Origin of the sequence: Bacillus cereus group sp. MG9 (assembly GCF_040459995.1) — a bacterium.
Lineage (GTDB): Bacteria > Bacillota > Bacilli > Bacillales > Bacillaceae_G > Bacillus_A > Bacillus_A mycoides.
In genome coordinates this window covers 2,325,307-2,344,207 of record NZ_JARVHC010000001.1, presented here as the reverse complement: position 1 = coordinate 2,344,207, position 18,901 = coordinate 2,325,307, and the positions used below count along the sequence as shown (strand labels likewise).

Sequence of the window (18,901 nt, the reverse complement as noted above, 5' to 3'; positions counted from 1 at the left end):
GATTAAAAAATTATGTTATAATTATCTCAATAATAAATGTCAGGAGCGAATGTATTTGGATCAAAAACAACGTCCTCTCGGAAGGCCTCGTCAAAATAAAAATACAAAGTCTACAAAAGAAATCATTTTAGAAGTTGCAACTAGGTTATTTCTCACTCAAAATTATCAAGTTGTTTCAATGGATGAGGTCGCGAAAGAATGTGGAGTTACAAAAGCAACTGTCTACTATTACTATTCAACAAAAGCTGATCTATTTACCGCTACTATGATTCAAATGATGGTGCGCATAAGAGAAAATATGGATCAAATACTCTCTACGAATAAAACTTTGGAAGAAAGATTATTGAACTTTGCTACAGTATACTTACACGCAACGATGGATATTGATATGAATAATTTTATGAAAGATGCAAAACTTTCTTTATCTGAAGAGCAATTAAAGGAATTAAAAAATGCCGAGGATAACATGTATGAAGTGTTGGAAAAAGCGCTAGATAACGCAATTCTCCTTGGAGAAATTCCTAAAGGAAATCCTAAATTTGCTGCCCATGCTTTCGTCGCTTTATTATCAATCGGGAATTTTAAAGATGAGAATCACAATCCTACTCTTGCAAATATAGATGAATTAGCAAAAGAAATCGTTTCGTTTTATTGGAATGGATTAAGTCATCAAAATTAAATTGATTATATTTAATAAAGAGCACATTTGAAATTCCTTCAAACATGCTCTTTATTAATTTAAGGGTTTTATTTATATACTAGCAATTAAATTATACTTTAGCACCGATTAACAAAAAATTCTTATCTACAGCTTTTGAATTTGTGCATTTATATTCCCCTTACTTAATCCACCATGGTAACAAACTACAGAATCAATTTCTAGATTTAAATACTTCTTCAAAGAATTTTGCGCTTCTTTTATATCCAAAGTAGTTGGGGCATGAATTCCCCCTAAAGTTCCGTTTACACTATACATTGAATCCCCAGCGATAAGAGTTTTACTTTGTCTCAAATATAAACTAATATGACCAGGAGTGTGCCCTGGGGTATGAATAATAAGAATACCACCGCAATATGGAAGTTCTTGGCCTTCAACCAAAGTATCATCCACTTTTCCTTTTGGTGGATTCTGTACTTGTGCATCCTTCAACAAAGGTAACTCCCCCTCGATATATGGCTTATCTAGATCGTGAGCATAGACTTTTATATTACTTCCACAGTTTTGTAATAGTTCAGGAAGACTACCTATATGATCTATATCTTGATGCGTCAAAATCACGGCTTTTAGTTTATCAAACGATACTCCAACCTTACCCATTTCTATTCGTATATCTTCAATTTGTCCAGGAAATCCAGTATCTATTAAAACTGCCATTTCATCATCCCATAAAAGAATTGGGTGAATAATATACTCTTGAAATTCAAGATGTAACATCTCTACCCCTTTAGCAATCTCCATAACATTATTCTCCTTTATAATGAAATTTTTGAAATCTAAAAATTGGCCTGATAAACAAGTAATTCTAAATTACAAAGCCTCGCTATCGTTTAATATGTTTCGTCATACCAATCGAAAATTCCTCAAATCCAATTGATTCATAGTAATATTTTAAATCTTCAACACACATAAGTTGTGGAATAACTCGTTTTTGTTCACAGTGCCGGATTAATCGTTCCACTATTTCCTTTCCAACGCCCATGGACTGATACTCTGGCATTACACATACACCGCAAATAATGCCCGTTATTACACCATCTGATATTACTCGTCCCATCCCAATTAATTGTTGCTCTTTAAAAGCATATATCACATACCAACTTTGCTTACACATTTGCTCTAACTCATTAACCGATAATTCAAGAGAATTCCATCCTAAAGATTCATACATAGTTAATAATTCATTGAAATCTTTAGGGGGTTCAATCGTGTAATTTAAAATAGGTTTCATGTAAATACTCCCTATCATCCTTTTTGTTTTATTCCAAAAAAATTTTGACCGTCGTTAAACTGACTAGAACAATACTTCAATAAGAAAAAATGAAACTCCTTCTCTTTAAAAACATAAGGAACTTAATAAGATTGGTACCATATATATTTCTCTATTTAATATTTGTTTAATATATCAACTAATGGTGAGTATAAAATATATACATTTCAACCATCACCAAATACTGAATCTAAATTACAATTATAAGAAAAAGAATGTATCTCATCTTTGTGAGATACATTCTTTTATATCAATCCATCATTATATTATCAACCAAAAATCATACAGCTACATACGATAAGAACAAACAAAACTAATAAACTATTTGAGAAATAACCCATAGAATACTACCCCTTTATTTCATTATGTAAAAGATTTTACCATAAAATTATTAATAGTATAATGACTGAAAAAGACATTGGCTTCATTAGTTTTTTATGTATAAAGTAATATTTTATAATCTTTCTACTCACCGCTCATAAAAAACTTTAACTTTTCCTCTAATGCATCGCTCACGATTTAAATAACATTGATATTAGTAAATAAACAATTACTAATATCAATGTTATTATTTGATTTTAAGTAAAAATAGTAATAAAATAATTACTAAATTGATAAAGGACACGAAAAATAATGACTAATAAAGAATTAATAAACGAATACATGAATTTATTATTAAATATGTCAGGTACTTTCAAATTATTATCAGAGAAATCCACTGAATTTACACATTTAGAGCAACACATAGTTGAGTATATTGCCCAGCAAAAAGTCGCTGTAAATTTAAAAATGATTGCTAGTTATTTAAACATACCTAAACAACAATTAAGTGTAACCGTTCGTAATTTAGAGCAAAACGGATACATTGTAAAAAAACAAGATACAGTAGATAAACGAGCTGTTTTAATTTCCTTAACAGATAAAGCTGAAAAAGTACATTATGAAAGATGGAAACAAATTTATAATAATTTCACTAGTAATCTTGAAAAACTCAGTGAAGAAGATCAACGTGATTTAACTTACGGACTGTATAAAACAAATAAAATGCTATCAAAAATGCTAAATAACGACTAATCATATATATATGATATTTTTTTATTATTAAATGGAGGACGTTTCATGGTTAAAGAAATAGATTTACAATCAGTTCAAAGTACTATGCTTATTCCACTATGGGGACGAGCATATGGTAGTGAGAAAAACAAGGATATTTTAGATGATACGGAAGCTATTCGGATTATTAAAGAATGCGACTTTGATTTCTCTAAAATAGCAGATACATTTGGCGAATATGGATGTATCACTTACATTACCCGTGCAAGAAAAATAGACGATACTATTAAACAATTTATTAGAAAACATCCGAATGCTACTATAGTAAATATCGGTTCTGGACTAGACACTACTTTTTCAAGAATTGATAACGGTACTATACAGTGGTATAACCTTGATTTGCCTGATGCGATCGCTTTCCGCAAAACATTAATTGAAGATACACCACGAAATATAAGCATTGCCAAATCATTTTTTGACACTTCTTGGTTCAACGATATAAAATATGATCCAAAAGACGGTATTCTTTTTATATCAGCAGGTGTGTTTTATTACTTTAAAGAAGAAGAACTGAAGGAGATATTTGTCGCTATGGCAAAACGTTTTCCTGGAGGAGAGTTATATTTTGATGCCGAATCAAAGTTCGCACTGACACTTTCGAATGCTACTGTAAAAAAAGCTGGTAATAACGGCGCTATGATGTATTTTTACGTAAATAATCCAAAGACAATAGAAAAGTGGTCTTCTAACATAAAAATATTAAGCTGCTCCCCTTTCTTTAAACATATACCTACAAATAAAGATTGGGATGGAAGTACACGAATTATGATGCGGATTGTAAATTTAATAAAGATGTTGAAGTTCGTTCATATACGGTTTGAAAAATGATAAATCTATAGCTTATATATTAATCATATATAAAAGAAGACCTCGATTTTATTAAATTCATATAATAATCTATAGGATAGTTAGTCCATTATGAGGGCTAACTATCCTTTTTTATTTACATAATGAATGAAATAAGTAAACAATAAATATTTAGTTTAATCAGTATAATAAAGATATATAACTTGAAACGTTCGATTGGTTTTTGGGGGAGGGCATAGCCTCGGTGCGAAGGCAACACTCCGCTTTCGAGGACATGCTTCAGTTATAGTTTGTCACTATTTGAATTATAAATCAGTTATTTTATCTTTATCTGGATTCTTGCCCAAACTAATGACCTCTTCTCCTTTTCAATAGTTTCGAGTTAGGTCCGGGATTTCTAAAGGTCGCGTACGTTCCAAACAATCTCACCGCGCTCGTCCCACGTACTGTGATGCCTCTTAAATCCTATCTTTTCTAACACCCGGAAGGACGCAACATTCCAAGCGCCTACAGTCGACCAAAGTCTGTGGCGCCCCGTAGCAATCGCAGCGTCCAGCACAACAGATGCTGCCTCAGTCGCATAGCCTTTGCCATGAGCACTGCGGAACAACTCGTATGCGATCTCCGGCTCTTCCAGTGTGGAACGACCGATAATCAAGCCACAGTATCCGATGAAATCACCTTCGTCTCGTCGGCGAATAGTGAGAAGGGAAATGCCATTTTCGCCTGCTCTCTTACGCATCTCTATAAGCATGCTACGAACGGCGTCAAGGGTTGGCATATCCACACCACGTTCGCCAATTAATTTTCTCATCCAGACTGAATCGGATTCCTCCCACATACTCAGATCAAGTCGTTCAGTTTTCAGCTGGAACTCCATAGCTTTAAATAAAGCTGTCATAGTGGAAACCTCCTAGTTATGTCACTGCACTCATAATATAATGTACACCATCTTCCAACATGTACTGAATCACTTATTTTCTCTCCTTATCGCTCATTTACTACCACCTAAATGTATATGTTCTAATTATTAACACCTTTTTCCTTTAAATTCTTTAGGCCCTATCCTCATTTATAGTAATAGCTTTCTTATTCGAAAAAAGATTTTTAAAAATTCCTACCCCTACAATTAATAGACCTATACCAATTAATTTATTTATTTGTATAGGTACTCTCTCCATTCCAAACAATCCAAATGTATCAACACATAATGCAACAACTAATTGAGTAATAAGGCTAATGAGCACCGTATAAGCTGGACCTAAACTCTTTATTGCACCCATTATACAAATAATTAATCCGATACCAAACAATCCACTTATATAAAATAAATAATTTGCAGTATAAAAGTTAACGCTTATACTTTTCTCTGTAATGATATGAAATAAAACAGAACTTATGAGACCTATTCCAAGAACACATGCAGTTGTTAACCACTGTCCTACAATTTCATTCACTTTCGTATTAAAAACAGATTGTAAGCTAATTAATATTCCAGCTAATATAGCTAAACTAAATCCAATCACAACCCTTCTCTCCCTTTCATTACTCATATATATTATCTTTAGCAACTTCCTTCATTCTAGAAAAATCTTTAATTACAATAACTCCATTATTCTTTTCAATTAATTTTTCACTATAAAATTTTTGTAAAACTCGAATTACATGCCTATAACTTACACCTATAAAATCTGTAATACTTGATACAGAAGTTGAATCTAAATCCTCTTTATACATATTCCCATTACTATCCGTTGAAATCGAAAGTAAATAACTAGCTACACGTACTTCTACCGGATAAAGTAAATTTAGAGCTGTAAAACGAGTCGATATTTTTAACGTGTTCGCAATGTTTTCAAGCAAGAACTTCATAAATATAGGATCATGTAATAACTTATTTCTAATAACTGTATTAGAAATGGAGATTGCTACAACATCTGAACAAGCTTCAACAACATTATGTGCTTTGCTATTTTGTATTAATTCAATATCACCAACAATTGCTAATGGATTGATAAAGCGAAGGATTAGTTTCTTTCCTTCTGGTGTAATCGTGTAAACTTTTACTTTTCCTTTAATAACAAAATATAAACGATGAATTTCATCATCTTTATCGCAAATAAGCTTGCCTTTTTCAAAATGATTTACTTGAAAATTGTCAGTACTTATTCCTGAAAAAATTTCAAGTATATTATAAGCTTTCAAATATTGAATAATTAAGTCTGATTTATTATCCACTTACAGTCCCTTCTTTCCTTACATATTAAACACAAAAATACCTAAAATCATTACTATTGTCCCCACAATATGGTATCTCTCCATTTGTATCTTTTTTATATGAAATAATCCTTTCATTTCAATAACAGTAGCTGTTAATAATTGAGCAACCATAAGTGTTCCAGCTGTTAATGTAACTCCCATTGAATATATCGCCATTGTTTCCGCACAAATAATCAACCCACCAAGTGCGCCAGCTGCTAAATATACTTTTTTTACACCCTTTAAATCCGTTACTTTCTCTTCTTTCTTTAACAAAAATATAGTTGTTGCAATAAGAAACCCAATTAAATGCGTCATAATACTCGTCGACCATATACCGATATCTGAACTAAGTTTCGCATTAAACGTACCTTGAAGTGTAATGAATACTCCTCCAAAAACTGAAAGTAAAATACCTTTCAAAAAAATCATCTCCTAATCTTCTATCTATGATTTAATTAAAAGCTACAATACTACAACGACAAAAGGACAAATGTCACATCGATATGAAAATAATTAGTAATGTACACGAAAAAACACATCTCAAAATATGTGAGATGTGTTTAAAATATTTAATCCATATATAATATTTTAGTAATTAAAACTACGCTACATTAACAGCTTTATTCTTCAAAACAAACTTTCCAAATAAGAAACGTACAAGTGGTCCCATAATAATTAATTGCAATGGATACGCCATAATGAAATTTTTAATGAAAATCGAGAAATAAATTGAAGCGAATGAGTCACCATGTAACCCATTATGTAAATACATCATAGCCATTCCGTAAAATGACATAAAGAATACCATTCCGATTACCATTGTTGTTGCCATCGCAATAATCATGTTTACTTTTTTTGATTTATCAAATGGTAATGCAAATACAATCTTTTTCGCGCACGGTCCTACGATACATATTTCAATTAATAGCGCAATAATAAATCCAATTATTAGTTCTAATGCGATCTCCTTAATATGAATTGGCCCTCCTGCTCCATTCATTAATAAATTGTAAAACGTCATAACGATAACCATCCCGAGGCACATCATCATACCAAATTGGAGGTTTTCCTTTCTTGTTGTTGGCAATTTTCATCATCCCTTCTCTTTGAGTCTTTGTCATTATATCGATATTGGAAACTCCTTCGTAAGTGAACATTTTGTGAACATTTTTAAAGCGTTTACGTGCATTTCTTCCACTCTTCACTCCAATCCTCCCACTTTATAACTTTTTACTTACAAAGGTTTTATATATTTTGATGTTGAATTATTAAATTTAATATTGAATTATATGATAATTACTACTAGGAGGATAACCATGAATAAAGCAGAATTTTACGCATATCACATCGTTACAAGGAAAACAATGAGTATCGGAAAAATCATTCACTTTGACAAAAATCAAACTAATACCCTCTATCACTTCTTTTTTGAAAGAGAACAATTAAATTCTAATGATGAAGACTCCATTCAAATTTTAAAAAGGCATTATATCAATGAGGAATTACATATAAATAATGAAAATGCTAAAGTAGTTCTGAATTATATAGATCAAACAATTAGAGCGGTTAGAGAAACGATTGTAGAAATGGTTAGACTGCAAGAATTTCCTGAATATCCCTCAAGGTTGTCTTGCTTATATGCTTCCAAAAGCTATGAGGATGCTTTGAAATGGAAAGCGCTATTTGATTCTTATAATCGAGAAGTTTTGCAGATTGTTAAACTACGAGTAATCGGAAGTTCTTTTGAAGGTGATGGAAACCTTTTGCCGAAAGAAGATGGTATTCCTTTCGCTCAAAAAATGGAACAAGCTAGAGAGTATTGGAAAGGAAACGTTAGAAATGAACTTCCTGAGTTACTGATTAATGGGAGAATTGAAGTGGTGGAAATTATTGATGATTTTTCATCAATTAAAATTTAATTCCTGGTTAAATATTAAAGAATGGAGATTAAAATGATGAAAAAAGTGTACTTCAATCATGATGGTGGTGTAGATGATTTAATATCACTATTTTTACTACTCCAGATGGAAAATATAGAACTTACAGGTGTTTCAGTTATTCCTGCAGATTGTTATTTAGAACCAGCAATGTCTGCCAGTCGTAAAATTATAGATCGCTTCGGCAAAAATAATATTGAGGTAGCAGCGTCCAACTCTCGTGGAAAAAACCCATTTCCAAAAGAATGGCGGATGCATGCATTTTATGTAGATGCTTTACCAATTTTAAATGAGTTTGGGAAAGTTGTTACACCTGCATCAAAAAAACCTGCACATCATCATATAATAGAGACTCTTCTACAAACTGATGGAAAAACAACTTTATTATTTACAGGGCCCCTGACTGACCTTGCTCGTGCACTATATGAATCTCCAATAATCGAAGATAAAATTGAACGTCTCGTTTGGATGGGCGGTACATTTCGTACTGCAGGCAATGTACATGAGCCAGAACATGACGGAACAGCCGAGTGGAATTCATTTTGGGATCCCGAAGCAGTAGCTCGTGTTTGGAATGCTAATATAATCATTGATTTAGTAACTCTAGAAAGTACAAACCAGGTTCCGCTAACTATAGACATACGTGAACAGTGGGCAAAAGAGCGTAAGTATATTGGTGTTGATTTCCTTGGTCAATGCTATGCAATGGTTCCCCCTCTCGTTCACTTCTCAACGAACTCTACTTACTATTTGTGGGATGTATTAACTGCTGCGTTTGTTGGGAAAGCTGATCTTGCAAAAACAAAAACGATTGCTAGTATCGTTCATACATACGGACCCAGCCAAGGACGTACAGTGGAAACTGCTAACGGAAGACCAGTAAATGTCATTTATGATGTAAAACGTGATGCATTCTTTGAATATATTACTGAATTAGCTAAAAAAGCTGCTAATCACAACCAGTGTTGAAAGCCGTATAAACCCAGTTGATGAGCCAGCAAAAAAATTTAGAAATTGGTTGGGACTAAATATTTAATTATTAAAAAGAGTATTGAATTAATTTTCAATACTCTTTTTGTGCAGTTACATTGCATTTGGTCAGAACAAGCATCAATTGATTTAGAGTTAGGTTTTACAGATTAACCATTTCATAACCATTTACAAAGTACGTTATTGTTTCTAGCTCATCTTCATTTAATTCTCTATCTAGTTCTTGTTTATATGCTGCCTTTATCTTCTCTTCATCGCCTTTATGAGTTTCCGTATAAGTTCCTACTGTTTTTAATAAACGAATCTCTCGCAAAAATTCATTTCGATCTATAGCTTCCCCATGTGAAAGAATATAGGTCTCGGCATCAAATTTCTCTAATTCTTGTATCAGTTTAAACGTTCGTTTCGTTGTATAGTTCCGCTTTGCAGAAAAGATATCTGCATATATACAGTCTCCTAAAAACAAAATCTTTTCTTCTTTAATATAAATAACAACAGAGTCATGTGAATGGTCTCCGCCCACATGCTCTAACACACATGTCACATCACCAAGGTCTAATTCAAGTTGTTTCTGAAAGGTTAAGGACGGCGGAAGAATTTGAATATTTCTTGGTTTTTCACTGAACTCTTTTTTTATACAGTCCGCACAAAATTCAATTTCTGTACCTTCTTTCACTCGTGCGTCCAATGCCTCATCCGACCACTCATAAGAAACAAGTGTGTTCATCTCTTTTTTTGTTTCAAAATGTGCGATAGACAATGCATTTTGTAATACAGGCAATCCAAAAATATGATCCCAGTGCCAATGCGTTAATGCTACAAAATCAGGATTTGAGATATTTTGCTCTTTTAGCATTTCTAAAAACAATTGTGCATGTGCTTCTGAATTACCTGCATCTATCATCAAAGTCTTTTCTTTTCCAACTACCATTCCTAAGATAGGTCTATCAGTCTCGGAAACAGGTGTCATATACCAAAATGAATTTCCTATTTTTTTAATTTGCTGCATAACTATTGCCTCCATTTTATGACTGTGTAACAATTTCCAGCCGAGAAAATTCTTTATTTTGTATTTTGATTACTAGTAAATAACAATGTCAGAAATGAAATCATTCTACATTTTTTATTATCTAGTGGAATACAAATACTAATTTCAACAAGGGCATCCTTTCTCAACATTTGTTACTTTTAATCTATTTTACGCTACGAATTTACATTTAAATTATATTACAATTTGTATAAATGAGATACATTTTACAATATCGAAGGGGTGTTGAACCTGGAATGCAAAGGAACCAATCATGCCCTATTTCGGTAATGTGTTAACAGGTAAATAGTTGATCAATGAATTTAATAAGGAGGGCTACCATGTTATCAGCTGAGTCAACTATCCCCACTGAGATGAAGCGTTTCAGTGGGGGCTTGAGTTAGAACTCTAGGTCTTTTCATCTATCACTAGACAGTTGACGCTCTAGCATTCATGCCACCTCACAGTAACACCCCAAGTATGTTTTTGGTTGGTACTAGAAACGAATAATCGTTTCCCCACTTGCACCACCCTTTCGAAAAAGAGCAGTTCTTCCTTATAGAAGAAGCCACCACTCAGATGAATCCGGCGTGTGCTACAGGCCCCGACAAGTCGAGTACACATGGATGGTTGACACATCCACTAAGCTATGCGCGAAGCAACAGCCTTACGTTTTTGCACTTCTAATAGAATCGGCGTTTTCACTTTAAGATTGTCATCCAATTCTACAACTCTTGATTTTTGCAATGTATTCAACGCACCATTAATATCAGCATGAATACATGTTCCTGATTTACTTTGATACAGACCACGAGTGATTCGTTTGCCACTAAAGCGATAATGAGTCCTATCCTCCTTAGACCAAACTGGAATCTTATCTTTATCAAGAAAACTAGCTTTTGAAGTATAGCTTTCTTCTTGTTTTAAAAATCGTATACCTTCTTTTATACATTTATTCTCAATCGCTGCAATCAGTTTATGAAATGGGATTTGAACAAATTTTTGATTATTCTTTTTCCCCATATCAGATTTTTGTTTCCAACCAGTGTTATACCCTACGACAACCATATCTATGTTACATGCTTTCACTTTTTTGAACAACAAGCCGACAGTTTGTGAAATGTAACCATTTATTTGTCGTTCCCGTTTATGCCAAAGTGCAGCCATTTTGTTCGTTACAACTCGTTTAGAAAGTCCATTTCCCACATTTTCCAGTTGGAGATTACGTATCATTTTGTTGAAGTACTGGTTAATAGATTTTAGTTTTTTTCCATCAATTAAAAATGCATCACCTGTATTTGTTACGCAACTTAATAATCTATCTACACCTAAATCGCAACTCAAAGCGTTACTAGTAGTCGTGGATGGTTTCTTCATTTGAGAAACGTGCATTTCATATGTGTAATGCACCTCAAAGAACCGACCTTTTTGCTTCGGTACAATCTCAATGTAGGAGATTTTTTTATTTCTTACATTTTTAGGCATACGTATTTTAATGGAACCGAATTTTTTCCTGAATGCAACATTCATTGGAATCATCCAATACCCGTTATCATCCACTTTTGGAACTTGATAGATTTCAATAATTCGTTTGTCAGTTGAACCAGAATAATTCGGAAACTTAGGACGACCTGCGAAGGTTTCAGGTTTTTTCTTCCACTGTTCCAATCCTTTAAAAAAGCTTTTTACTTCTGTAAATAAGGATCTACGAATCGCTTGAACAGAGTTTGATTGAATGCCCCAGTAATTCATATCGGCTTGCATGGCAGTGTCCACTTCTTTTACAGTAGCCATCTTGTTATTATTCAAGTAACTTTGTTTAATTGTGTATAATCCAACATTTCGCAACGCTTTTGAACTATGTGACATGCATTGCAGTAAGCGAAATTCTTTCGCAGTAAGGCAAGCTCGTCCGATATTCTGTTTCTGCGTGAATCGTTGTATGTTTTCTCTTTTCTTTTGTTTACGTAATACTTTCACTGCTTTCTTTCTAGCCATTGTTTTCACCACCTTTCTCAGAGGGTTTATTAAAATCATTAGTTACTTTTAACAAATCAATATTTGGAACAAAATGTGAACATGGTCTTCATCGTAATTCCTTTTAGCGCAAGTAACCGAATGATTATTATTATCCAATTTCGTTGTCTTACGATATATCCCCTCCTTATCTAAGGGCAGATTATATCGTAAGACAAAAAGAAACAAATATTCGCCCTCAAAAAATTGTTATGAACGAAACAAAAGAGTTCAGCCTACCTTCTGACGGCAATTCATCTCCACCTGAATTGTTGGGTTTCACCCGTAACACAAATCAGATGGAGTCTTCTTGCCAAAAAGGATAAAAGCAGCAACTATACAGTTGCTGCTTCCAACATTTCTTTTTGTATTTCAACACGTTTGATTTGGTGAGGGTCTTTAGAAAGAATTTTAAATGCATATCCTTCGCTATTCACTGTTTGCCCTTCCTGGATATCATAATTCTGCATCAGAATCCAACCACCAATCGTGTCAACATCACTATCATTCATATGTAATCCTAGTAAATCATTTAATTCGCTAATTAATACTTTACCTTCTACGACAACATGACCTTCATTCATTTGCTGGATGGGCGGACGCTCATCTTCATCGTATTCATCACGTATTTCTCCTACAATCTCTTCCAGTATATCCTCAATGGTTACAATACCAGCCGTACCGCCGTATTCATCATATAACACAGCCAACGGAATACGTTTCTTTTGCATTTGTAGTAAAAGATTATGTATTGGTATGGTCTCAATTACTTCAATTACTGGACGCGTATACGATTGAATAGAATTGAATTCTTTTATTTCCTTATTCATATAACGAATAAAGAAGTCTTTCACATTCACCATGCCAATGATTTCATCTTTATCTTCCCCAAATACTGGGTAACGTGTATACTTTTCATCACGGATTATTTTCATATGGTCTGCTAAAGAATTATCTACATGTAGCCCTATAATTTCTGTACGAGGGACCATGATTTCTTTCGCAATACGATTATCAAATTCAAAAATATTATTTACATATTTGTATTCAGCTTGATTAATTTCTCCACGTTCATAACTTTCAGAAAGAATCAATCGTAATTCTTCTTCTGTATGTGCTACATCATGCTCTGATGCAGGTTTTAAGCCGAACATTCCTGTTATCATCCTTGCAGAGCCATTTAACAAGCGAATAAACGGATACATGATTTTGTAGAACCAGATAAGCGGAGCCGAAAGTAATAAAGTAACCTTCTCAGCCTTTTGAATCGCGAATGTTTTTGGTGCTAATTCACCAACTACAACATGTAAGTACGTCATAATAGTAAAAGCAATTCCTAAAGATAATACACCTGCAATGGAAGGATTGATGTTCCACTTATCAAATAAAGGATGTAAAAGTCTCTCAATCGTTGGTTCACCTAGTGCCCCGAGTCCCATTGCTGTAACTGTAATCCCTAATTGACAAGCTGACAAATACTCATCCAAGTTTGATGTCACTTTCTTCGCTGCCAGCGCACCCTTCTTTCCTTCTAATACAAATTGATCAATCTTTGATCCTCTTACTTTTACAATAGCAAACTCAATTGCTACGAAAAATGCAGTACATGCGATTAAAACCACTACCATGATTAAATTAAATATGTCCAACTAATTCCCTTAGCTTCCTTGAAACTAAAGGATTCACCTCCTGATATATTTTCTCTTTCCAGACCTACTTCATACACATTGACATGAGATTGTATAAAATCTACATTCTCAAAATGATGAGGGGTACTCTGAGAAAATCGAGGTCATTTAGCCACCTATCCGAGTCAACATCTGAGTCCAATACATTTCCACCGCCTTGATTAAATTATCTATATGTTAGCATGAGAAATAAATCCCAGTCAACGTTTACATTTTGTATACCCTGAAATTCAAACAAAAAGCTTCTCTTTCCTGTTACATAAAACCTCTTAATGTGTGCATCAAACACTATAACATTTCCTTCGCTTCCACTAACTATATTATTTTTTTGTTCATTATTTACATTCCTTCTCACATTAAAAATAAAGCGAAGAAACATTTATCTATCTTTTTTAAAAATATTTCGACACACATATTAGTAATAACTAATACGATTGTTCAACTCAAATGATTTAGATGTGAAAGCGAAGTTCATACATGGCTTTGCCGATAAAATAATGTTACAAATGCTTCAATGTATCATAGGTGGGGAAAAACAGTTTCTTATTTAAATGTCATTCTCTTCTTGTTTTTCAAAATCACTCCATGTCCAATTGGTCCAATCATTATTTACTTTCCCTACAGTTATCAAATTCACATTATTTAATTCAATCGCTTTAGCTAAACTTTGAAAGAATATGCTCTCACTCGGTTTTTGATCATCACTTATATCAGGATGTTCCCATTCTTCTGTTTGATAAAATAGATTTGGTTTAAATTCTGCATTGGTTTCATCTAATATGTCCGAGGGATTTACCCAGAATTTCTCCTTATATTTAGAAGTTAAAAAACGAATAAGTTTGGTAGGATGAAATGAATCAGTTTCAATTCCTAAACGCTTATACTCTTCTACAGTTGGTGTTAAAGTGATACATTCTCCTTTCAAAAGTAACTCCATATGAAAAGGATCTACAAGGAAATGATCTTCATCATCGTACCAATATTCTTCATTTACAAGCGTTAAGATTTCATCGAAACATGAAAAGAATCCCTGCTGTCTCATGCTATTACTATACACATAGAAGTTATTCGATATCTCAAGGTTTGCATCAACGCCCACAACCTCAAATACTATGAGCCACTTGTCTTCCTCTCGAAAAACAGATATTCTGGATTGTGCTAAGTCAAAATTATAGTTATCAAGTACTGGAAAATCAAACTCCTCCGCGTACCTATCTAGTGTTTTAAGTATTTTTTCTGCTTTCATAACATTACTCTCCATAAAGTTAGTATAGTAAATTTTTATTACATTCGTTTTTCTTTATTTAACTCATAAACATTATCTAAATACCAGGACATTTTTTTATGTCTCTCTAAACTGGCAACCATCCAGTTTTATTTATTTGTATATTATATAAAACTCTAATGGCTCAGTAAACAACATTTGATTATGACCTTATCCTTCATTTTCTTTATAATTGTATTTTCACAGTCCCCACCGTAACACCCCACTGCAGCTCCTCTTATTCTTCCTTACAATTAAAACAAAGACACATAGTCTATTGTTAATGTGAAATACAGTTTGATCATCTTTTCTAATAACTTACTATATAACAATCAGCATCCCTATCTTTTCTTCTGGCAAACTACCACCATAGAATAACAATCCTCCTGCAACTCATTCCCCTCCCAATCATTGTATATCTGTAACAATTCAAACCCATTCGCTACAAGTAATCTTTCTAATTCTTGCGGATACGTATACCGAAGATCTATTGTTGTTTTCAGTTCCTCTACTAGCGTATCCGCCTCATAAAACCTTCTTGTTGTTATGTAGTGCTGTATTTGTTGAATTGAATCATAACTCATCTCAGTATATAAATCACATCTTCTTCCCTTTTCATCTGTAATAGTTGTCCAATATTCTTCTGTAGATGGTTGTATTAATTCTTCCTTTGACGGAAAACGTGTATCAAATATGAATATACCATTATCAGTTATTACATTATGAATCGATGCTAATAATTGATTTTGATGTGTATTAGTAAGAAAATGTTGGAATCCATGTCCTACCATAAATGCTAACGGAATTGCTTCTTCGACGCTCAATTGCAAGCAGTCTTGCTGTAACCACTTTATATTCTTTAAACTCGCAGATTTACTCTTCGCTTCAGCAAGCATTCCTTCATGTATATCTATACCAATCATTTGATACCCTTTTTCGATAAAAGGAATAGTGACTCTCCCTGTTCCACATGCAATATCTAAAATCCATTCATTTTGTATATTTAGTTTTTGCGCCCATGATAGTAAAAACGGAAAATCTGAAAAACTTTTATTTTCTATATCATATCGTTTTGGATTTTTATATTCAGATAAGTTCCATTTTTTTTGCACTTACATTCCCCATTTCATTTTAATATATAAATTATAATGAATTTACAGTTTTTTCTCTATAATTAGTCATAATAATTTGGACTAATCTCCCTCCCCCATTAGTAAGCTGAAAACAAGGGGATAGAATTGGAGTGTGATGATATGGAACGTTTATGGATTCCTATAATCGTTACGTTTTTTTCGTTCGGTGGATTACTATTAGGAGGTGCTGTTGGAGTAGCAACACGCCAACTAATTGAAGAAAAGATGCATCGCTTATACGCATTATGTGGTGGGATTTTGCTTGGGCTTTTATCACTTGAAATTATTCCTGAAACATTTTCAAGCTATGAAATAATTGGGCCTATGCTCGGTATAGCTATCGGTATTTTAGTTATGAGCTTATTAGATAACTATTGTCATCATCCGATTATACATAAGAAAGATCAACAAGCATGGCAAACCTTCCTTTTTCTTTCTTTTGCTATATTCATTCATAATATGCCGAGTGGGTTTGCGTTAGGTACAGCTTTTATAAATCATAATGACTCTGCCATCCCTTTCTTACTTGCGATTGTCATTCACCATATTCCAGAAGGGTTAGCTTTAATTATTCCATTTCTTTTTACAAAACATAAATATATTTCATTTTTATTAACAACTTTATTACTTTCTCTTATCCTAGGTACCGGTACTGTTTTTGGCATTATGATGGACGGGAAAGCGCTCCATTTACAAGGACTTATTATGGGAAGCGCAATTGGTTCTCTTGGCTATGTCACAATTCACGAAATGCTTTGGAAAGCAAAAAAACAGCTATCTCTCCTTCCGTTTCTATCGTGGTCTATTAGTGGATTTTTACTAATAACAGCCTTCACTCTTTTCACTGGACATCATTAAAACAAATAAGTTATATCATTTGTATATTTTCCCTTTTTCTCCAAAACATAATAGTATCTACCTATTATAAGGAGGAACGATTATGTTTGGAAAAACAGCCGGTGAAGCATTAGTGGATCTTTTAATTGACTGGGGTGTAGAACACATATATGGTATGCCTGGAGATTCCATCAATTCTATAATTGAAGCTTTAAGGAAAAAACAAGATAAAATTAAATTTATTCAAGTTCGCCATGAAGAAGCTGGCGCATTAGCAGCGGCAGCATATGCGAAATTAACAGGAAAACTTGGTGTTTGTATGGCTATTGCAGGACCTGGAGCGATTCATTTATTAAATGGTTTATACGATGCAAAACTCGATCAAGCTCCTGTACTAGCAATTTCAGGACAAGTAGAAAGCGATTTACTCGGAACGGATTTTTTCCAAGAAGTAAACTTAGAAAGAATGTTTGATGACGTTGCGGTTTATAACCAACGAATAATGTCAGCTGAACAGTTACCTGCTGTAGTGAATCAAGCGATTCGAATGGCATATACAAAAAAAGGTGTCTCTGTTCTTACAATTCCAGATGATGTTCCAAAATTTGAAGTGAAAAATGGTGCGCGCATTACAAACTCTTCCTTTACATTACCAGAAATATTTCCGCAAGAAGAAGATTTAGCTGTAGCGAAACTCGCACTTAATGAAGCGAAAAAACCTGTTATTTTAGCCGGAAAAGGAGCTAAACATGCGAGAGAGTCTTTACTTGCATTTGCAGAACATATCGGTGCTCCAATCGTACTTACATTACCAGCTAAAGGGATTGTTCCTGATGAACACCCTCTTTGTATCGGTGGATTAGGATTAATCGGGACGAAACCTTCTTATGAAGCAATGAAGCATGCAGATACTTTAATTATGGTTGGTACTTCTTATCCGTTCACTGGTTTCTTACCCGAAAAAGCAAAAACACTTCATATTGATACAGACCCTGCACAAATTGGGAAACGTTATACGACAGATATCGGCTTAGCTGGTGATGCTGATAAAACATTAAAATGGTTAATTGAAAATGTAGAAAAACACGAGGATCATTCCTTCTTAGAGCATCATCAAGAAATGATGAAAAAGTGGGAAGAAAAATTACACACTCAAGAAGAAGATTCTTCTACTCCAATTAAACCACAACGAGTTATGCATGCACTGCAGAAAGTAGCAGAAGATGACGCAATTCTTTCAGTCGATGTCGGAAATGTAACAGTATGGACTGCAAGGCACTTCCGTATGACAAACCAGAAATTTATCATTTCTAGTTGGCTTGCAACACTTGGCTGTGGTTTACCTGGTGCACTTGCTGGACAAATTGCTTTCCCAGATAAACAAGTGTTTGCAGTTTGTGGTGACGGCGGATTCGGAATGACAATGAATGACTTCGTAACAGCTGTTAAATATAAACTGCCAATCGTTGTCGTTGTATTAAACAATAATAAAATTGCTATGATTAAATTTGAACAAGAAGTTATGGGAAATATTGAATTTGGTACAGACTTAACGAATCCTGATTTTGCAAAATACGCAGAGGCTTGCGGTGGTATTGGATATCGAGTTGAAAATTTAGATGAACTACTCCCCGCTTTTGAAAACGCAGTAAAACAAAATAAACCATGTATTATTGATGTAGTAGTAGATGTAAATGAAGCACCAATGCCAGCAAAAATCACATTTGGTCAAGCAGCTGGTTATACGAAACATATGATAAAGGAATTATTTGAAGAAGGTAAGATTGATTTACCACCACTTTAAACAAAAAAGATAGCTGAAAACAATTTGTCTTCAGC

Annotated in this window: 20 protein-coding genes and 1 pseudogene; 8 read left to right on the top strand and 13 right to left on the bottom strand. The window is 33.6% G+C overall.

Annotation, left to right across the window (positions count from 1 at the left end; genetic code table 11):
- The first annotated feature begins 55 nt into the window (after positions 1 to 55).
- Positions 56 to 679: a TetR/AcrR family transcriptional regulator gene (locus QCI77_RS11940; protein ID WP_002085667.1), complete on the top strand. Its 624-nt coding sequence runs from the start codon at positions 56 to 58 to the stop codon at positions 677 to 679.
- A gap of 126 nt (positions 680 to 805) precedes the next feature.
- Here the strand turns inward: QCI77_RS11940 and QCI77_RS11935 are convergent, their stop codons facing one another.
- Both QCI77_RS11935 and QCI77_RS11930 read right to left on the bottom strand, forming a co-directional pair.
- On the bottom strand, positions 806 to 1,459 hold the full coding sequence (locus QCI77_RS11935; RefSeq protein ID WP_113768934.1) for an MBL fold metallo-hydrolase: 654 nt from the start codon (positions 1,457 to 1,459) through the stop codon (positions 806 to 808).
- Positions 1,460 to 1,541: 82 nt separating this feature from the next.
- The gene (locus QCI77_RS11930; protein ID WP_353824947.1) at positions 1,542 to 1,949 is read right to left on the bottom strand and encodes a GNAT family N-acetyltransferase; all 408 of its coding nucleotides are present in this window, start codon (positions 1,947 to 1,949) and stop codon (positions 1,542 to 1,544) included.
- A gap of 672 nt (positions 1,950 to 2,621) precedes the next feature.
- Here QCI77_RS11930 and QCI77_RS11925 point away from each other — a divergent pair.
- Positions 2,622 to 3,062: a MarR family winged helix-turn-helix transcriptional regulator gene (locus QCI77_RS11925; RefSeq protein ID WP_002127325.1), complete on the top strand. Its 441-nt coding sequence runs from the start codon at positions 2,622 to 2,624 to the stop codon at positions 3,060 to 3,062.
- A 45-nt stretch (positions 3,063 to 3,107) separates the two neighbouring features.
- On the top strand, positions 3,108 to 3,929 hold the full coding sequence (locus QCI77_RS11920) for a class I SAM-dependent methyltransferase (protein WP_353824946.1): 822 nt from the start codon (positions 3,108 to 3,110) through the stop codon (positions 3,927 to 3,929).
- 376 nt (positions 3,930 to 4,305) lie between these two features.
- Here the strand turns inward: QCI77_RS11920 and QCI77_RS11915 are convergent, their stop codons facing one another.
- The 6 genes from QCI77_RS11915 to QCI77_RS11890 all read right to left on the bottom strand — a co-directional run bounded on the left by QCI77_RS11915 (position 4,306) and on the right by QCI77_RS11890 (position 7,375).
- A complete protein-coding gene (locus QCI77_RS11915; protein WP_002012819.1) occupies positions 4,306 to 4,809 on the bottom strand; it encodes a GNAT family N-acetyltransferase in 504 nt (167 codons plus the stop codon).
- Positions 4,810 to 4,963: 154 nt separating this feature from the next.
- On the bottom strand, positions 4,964 to 5,434 hold the full coding sequence (locus QCI77_RS11910; protein ID WP_085311005.1) for a DMT family transporter: 471 nt from the start codon (positions 5,432 to 5,434) through the stop codon (positions 4,964 to 4,966).
- A gap of 19 nt (positions 5,435 to 5,453) precedes the next feature.
- Positions 5,454 to 6,146: a Crp/Fnr family transcriptional regulator gene (locus QCI77_RS11905; protein WP_002127320.1), complete on the bottom strand. Its 693-nt coding sequence runs from the start codon at positions 6,144 to 6,146 to the stop codon at positions 5,454 to 5,456.
- A gap of 18 nt (positions 6,147 to 6,164) precedes the next feature.
- Positions 6,165 to 6,590 (bottom strand): DMT family transporter, encoded by a 426-nt coding sequence (locus QCI77_RS11900; protein WP_002127319.1) that lies wholly within the window; start codon positions 6,588 to 6,590, stop codon positions 6,165 to 6,167.
- Between the two features lie 181 nt (positions 6,591 to 6,771).
- Positions 6,772 to 7,221, bottom strand: coding sequence for a DUF2798 domain-containing protein (locus tag QCI77_RS11895; RefSeq protein WP_229180808.1), 450 nt, complete (start codon positions 7,219 to 7,221; stop codon positions 6,772 to 6,774).
- Complete coding sequence (locus QCI77_RS11890; RefSeq protein ID WP_232301881.1) at positions 7,139 to 7,375, bottom strand: hypothetical protein; 237 nt, start codon at positions 7,373 to 7,375, stop codon at positions 7,139 to 7,141. Before QCI77_RS11890 ends, QCI77_RS11895 begins: the two co-directional genes overlap by 83 nt.
- Positions 7,376 to 7,486: 111 nt before the next feature.
- On the opposite strand from QCI77_RS11890, the gene QCI77_RS11885 reads away from it, so the two are divergent.
- On the top strand, positions 7,487 to 8,089 hold the full coding sequence (locus tag QCI77_RS11885; protein WP_016102044.1) for a DUF2441 domain-containing protein: 603 nt from the start codon (positions 7,487 to 7,489) through the stop codon (positions 8,087 to 8,089).
- A 33-nt stretch (positions 8,090 to 8,122) separates the two neighbouring features.
- Entirely contained in the window at positions 8,123 to 9,076 is a 954-nt protein-coding gene (locus tag QCI77_RS11880; RefSeq protein ID WP_002141712.1) for a nucleoside hydrolase, read from the top strand.
- Between the two features lie 163 nt (positions 9,077 to 9,239).
- On the opposite strand, the gene QCI77_RS11870 is transcribed toward QCI77_RS11880, so the two are convergent.
- The 3 genes from QCI77_RS11870 to QCI77_RS11860 all read right to left on the bottom strand — a co-directional run bounded on the left by QCI77_RS11870 (position 9,240) and on the right by QCI77_RS11860 (position 13,789).
- On the bottom strand, positions 9,240 to 10,106 hold the full coding sequence (locus tag QCI77_RS11870; protein ID WP_113768929.1) for an MBL fold metallo-hydrolase: 867 nt from the start codon (positions 10,104 to 10,106) through the stop codon (positions 9,240 to 9,242).
- Positions 10,107 to 10,766: 660 nt separating this feature from the next.
- Entirely contained in the window at positions 10,767 to 12,122 is a 1,356-nt protein-coding gene (locus QCI77_RS11865; protein ID WP_353824945.1) for an RNA-guided endonuclease TnpB family protein, read from the bottom strand.
- Between the two features lie 353 nt (positions 12,123 to 12,475).
- Positions 12,476 to 13,789: a hemolysin family protein gene (locus QCI77_RS11860; RefSeq protein ID WP_033709060.1), complete on the bottom strand. Its 1,314-nt coding sequence runs from the start codon at positions 13,787 to 13,789 to the stop codon at positions 12,476 to 12,478.
- Between the two features lie 473 nt (positions 13,790 to 14,262).
- Here QCI77_RS11860 and QCI77_RS11855 point away from each other — a divergent pair.
- Positions 14,263 to 14,364: pseudogene (locus tag QCI77_RS11855) on the top strand (ArsR/SmtB family transcription factor); the annotation flags it as partial.
- Between the two features lie 11 nt (positions 14,365 to 14,375).
- On the opposite strand, the gene QCI77_RS11850 reads toward QCI77_RS11855, so the two are convergent.
- Positions 14,376 to 15,089 carry a DUF7003 family protein gene (locus QCI77_RS11850; RefSeq protein ID WP_353824944.1) on the bottom strand — a complete coding sequence of 238 codons (714 nt, stop codon included), beginning with the start codon at positions 15,087 to 15,089 and terminating at the stop codon, positions 14,376 to 14,378.
- A 344-nt stretch (positions 15,090 to 15,433) separates the two neighbouring features.
- Positions 15,434 to 16,204 carry a class I SAM-dependent methyltransferase gene (locus QCI77_RS11845; RefSeq protein WP_353824943.1) on the bottom strand — a complete coding sequence of 257 codons (771 nt, stop codon included), beginning with the start codon at positions 16,202 to 16,204 and terminating at the stop codon, positions 15,434 to 15,436.
- A 141-nt stretch (positions 16,205 to 16,345) separates the two neighbouring features.
- Between QCI77_RS11845 and QCI77_RS11840 the strand changes: the two genes are divergently transcribed.
- Positions 16,346 to 17,083 carry a ZIP family metal transporter gene (locus tag QCI77_RS11840; RefSeq protein ID WP_088292253.1) on the top strand — a complete coding sequence of 246 codons (738 nt, stop codon included), beginning with the start codon at positions 16,346 to 16,348 and terminating at the stop codon, positions 17,081 to 17,083.
- A gap of 82 nt (positions 17,084 to 17,165) precedes the next feature.
- Complete coding sequence (locus QCI77_RS11835) at positions 17,166 to 18,866, top strand: pyruvate oxidase (protein ID WP_113709492.1); 1,701 nt, start codon at positions 17,166 to 17,168, stop codon at positions 18,864 to 18,866.
- Positions 18,867 to 18,901 lie beyond the last annotated feature (35 nt).

Coding starts and splice junctions, on each gene's coding strand:
- QCI77_RS11935 (WP_113768934.1), bottom strand. CDS start 1,459: ATGGAGATTGCTAAAGGGGTAGAGATGTTACATCTTGAATTTCAAGAG.
- QCI77_RS11930 (WP_353824947.1), bottom strand. CDS start 1,949: ATGAAACCTATTTTAAATTACACGATTGAACCCCCTAAAGATTTCAAT.
- QCI77_RS11925 (WP_002127325.1), top strand. CDS start 2,622: ATGACTAATAAAGAATTAATAAACGAATACATGAATTTATTATTAAAT.
- QCI77_RS11920 (WP_353824946.1), top strand. CDS start 3,108: ATGGTTAAAGAAATAGATTTACAATCAGTTCAAAGTACTATGCTTATT.
- QCI77_RS11915 (WP_002012819.1), bottom strand. CDS start 4,809: ATGACAGCTTTATTTAAAGCTATGGAGTTCCAGCTGAAAACTGAACGA.
- QCI77_RS11895 (WP_229180808.1), bottom strand. CDS start 7,221: ATGATGATGTGCCTCGGGATGGTTATCGTTATGACGTTTTACAATTTA.
- QCI77_RS11885 (WP_016102044.1), top strand. CDS start 7,487: ATGAATAAAGCAGAATTTTACGCATATCACATCGTTACAAGGAAAACA.
- QCI77_RS11880 (WP_002141712.1), top strand. CDS start 8,123: ATGATGAAAAAAGTGTACTTCAATCATGATGGTGGTGTAGATGATTTA.
- QCI77_RS11870 (WP_113768929.1), bottom strand. CDS start 10,106: ATGCAGCAAATTAAAAAAATAGGAAATTCATTTTGGTATATGACACCT.
- QCI77_RS11865 (WP_353824945.1), bottom strand. CDS start 12,122: ATGGCTAGAAAGAAAGCAGTGAAAGTATTACGTAAACAAAAGAAAAGA.
- QCI77_RS11850 (WP_353824944.1), bottom strand. CDS start 15,089: ATGGAGAGTAATGTTATGAAAGCAGAAAAAATACTTAAAACACTAGAT.
- QCI77_RS11840 (WP_088292253.1), top strand. CDS start 16,346: ATGGAACGTTTATGGATTCCTATAATCGTTACGTTTTTTTCGTTCGGT.
- QCI77_RS11835 (WP_113709492.1), top strand. CDS start 17,166: ATGTTTGGAAAAACAGCCGGTGAAGCATTAGTGGATCTTTTAATTGAC.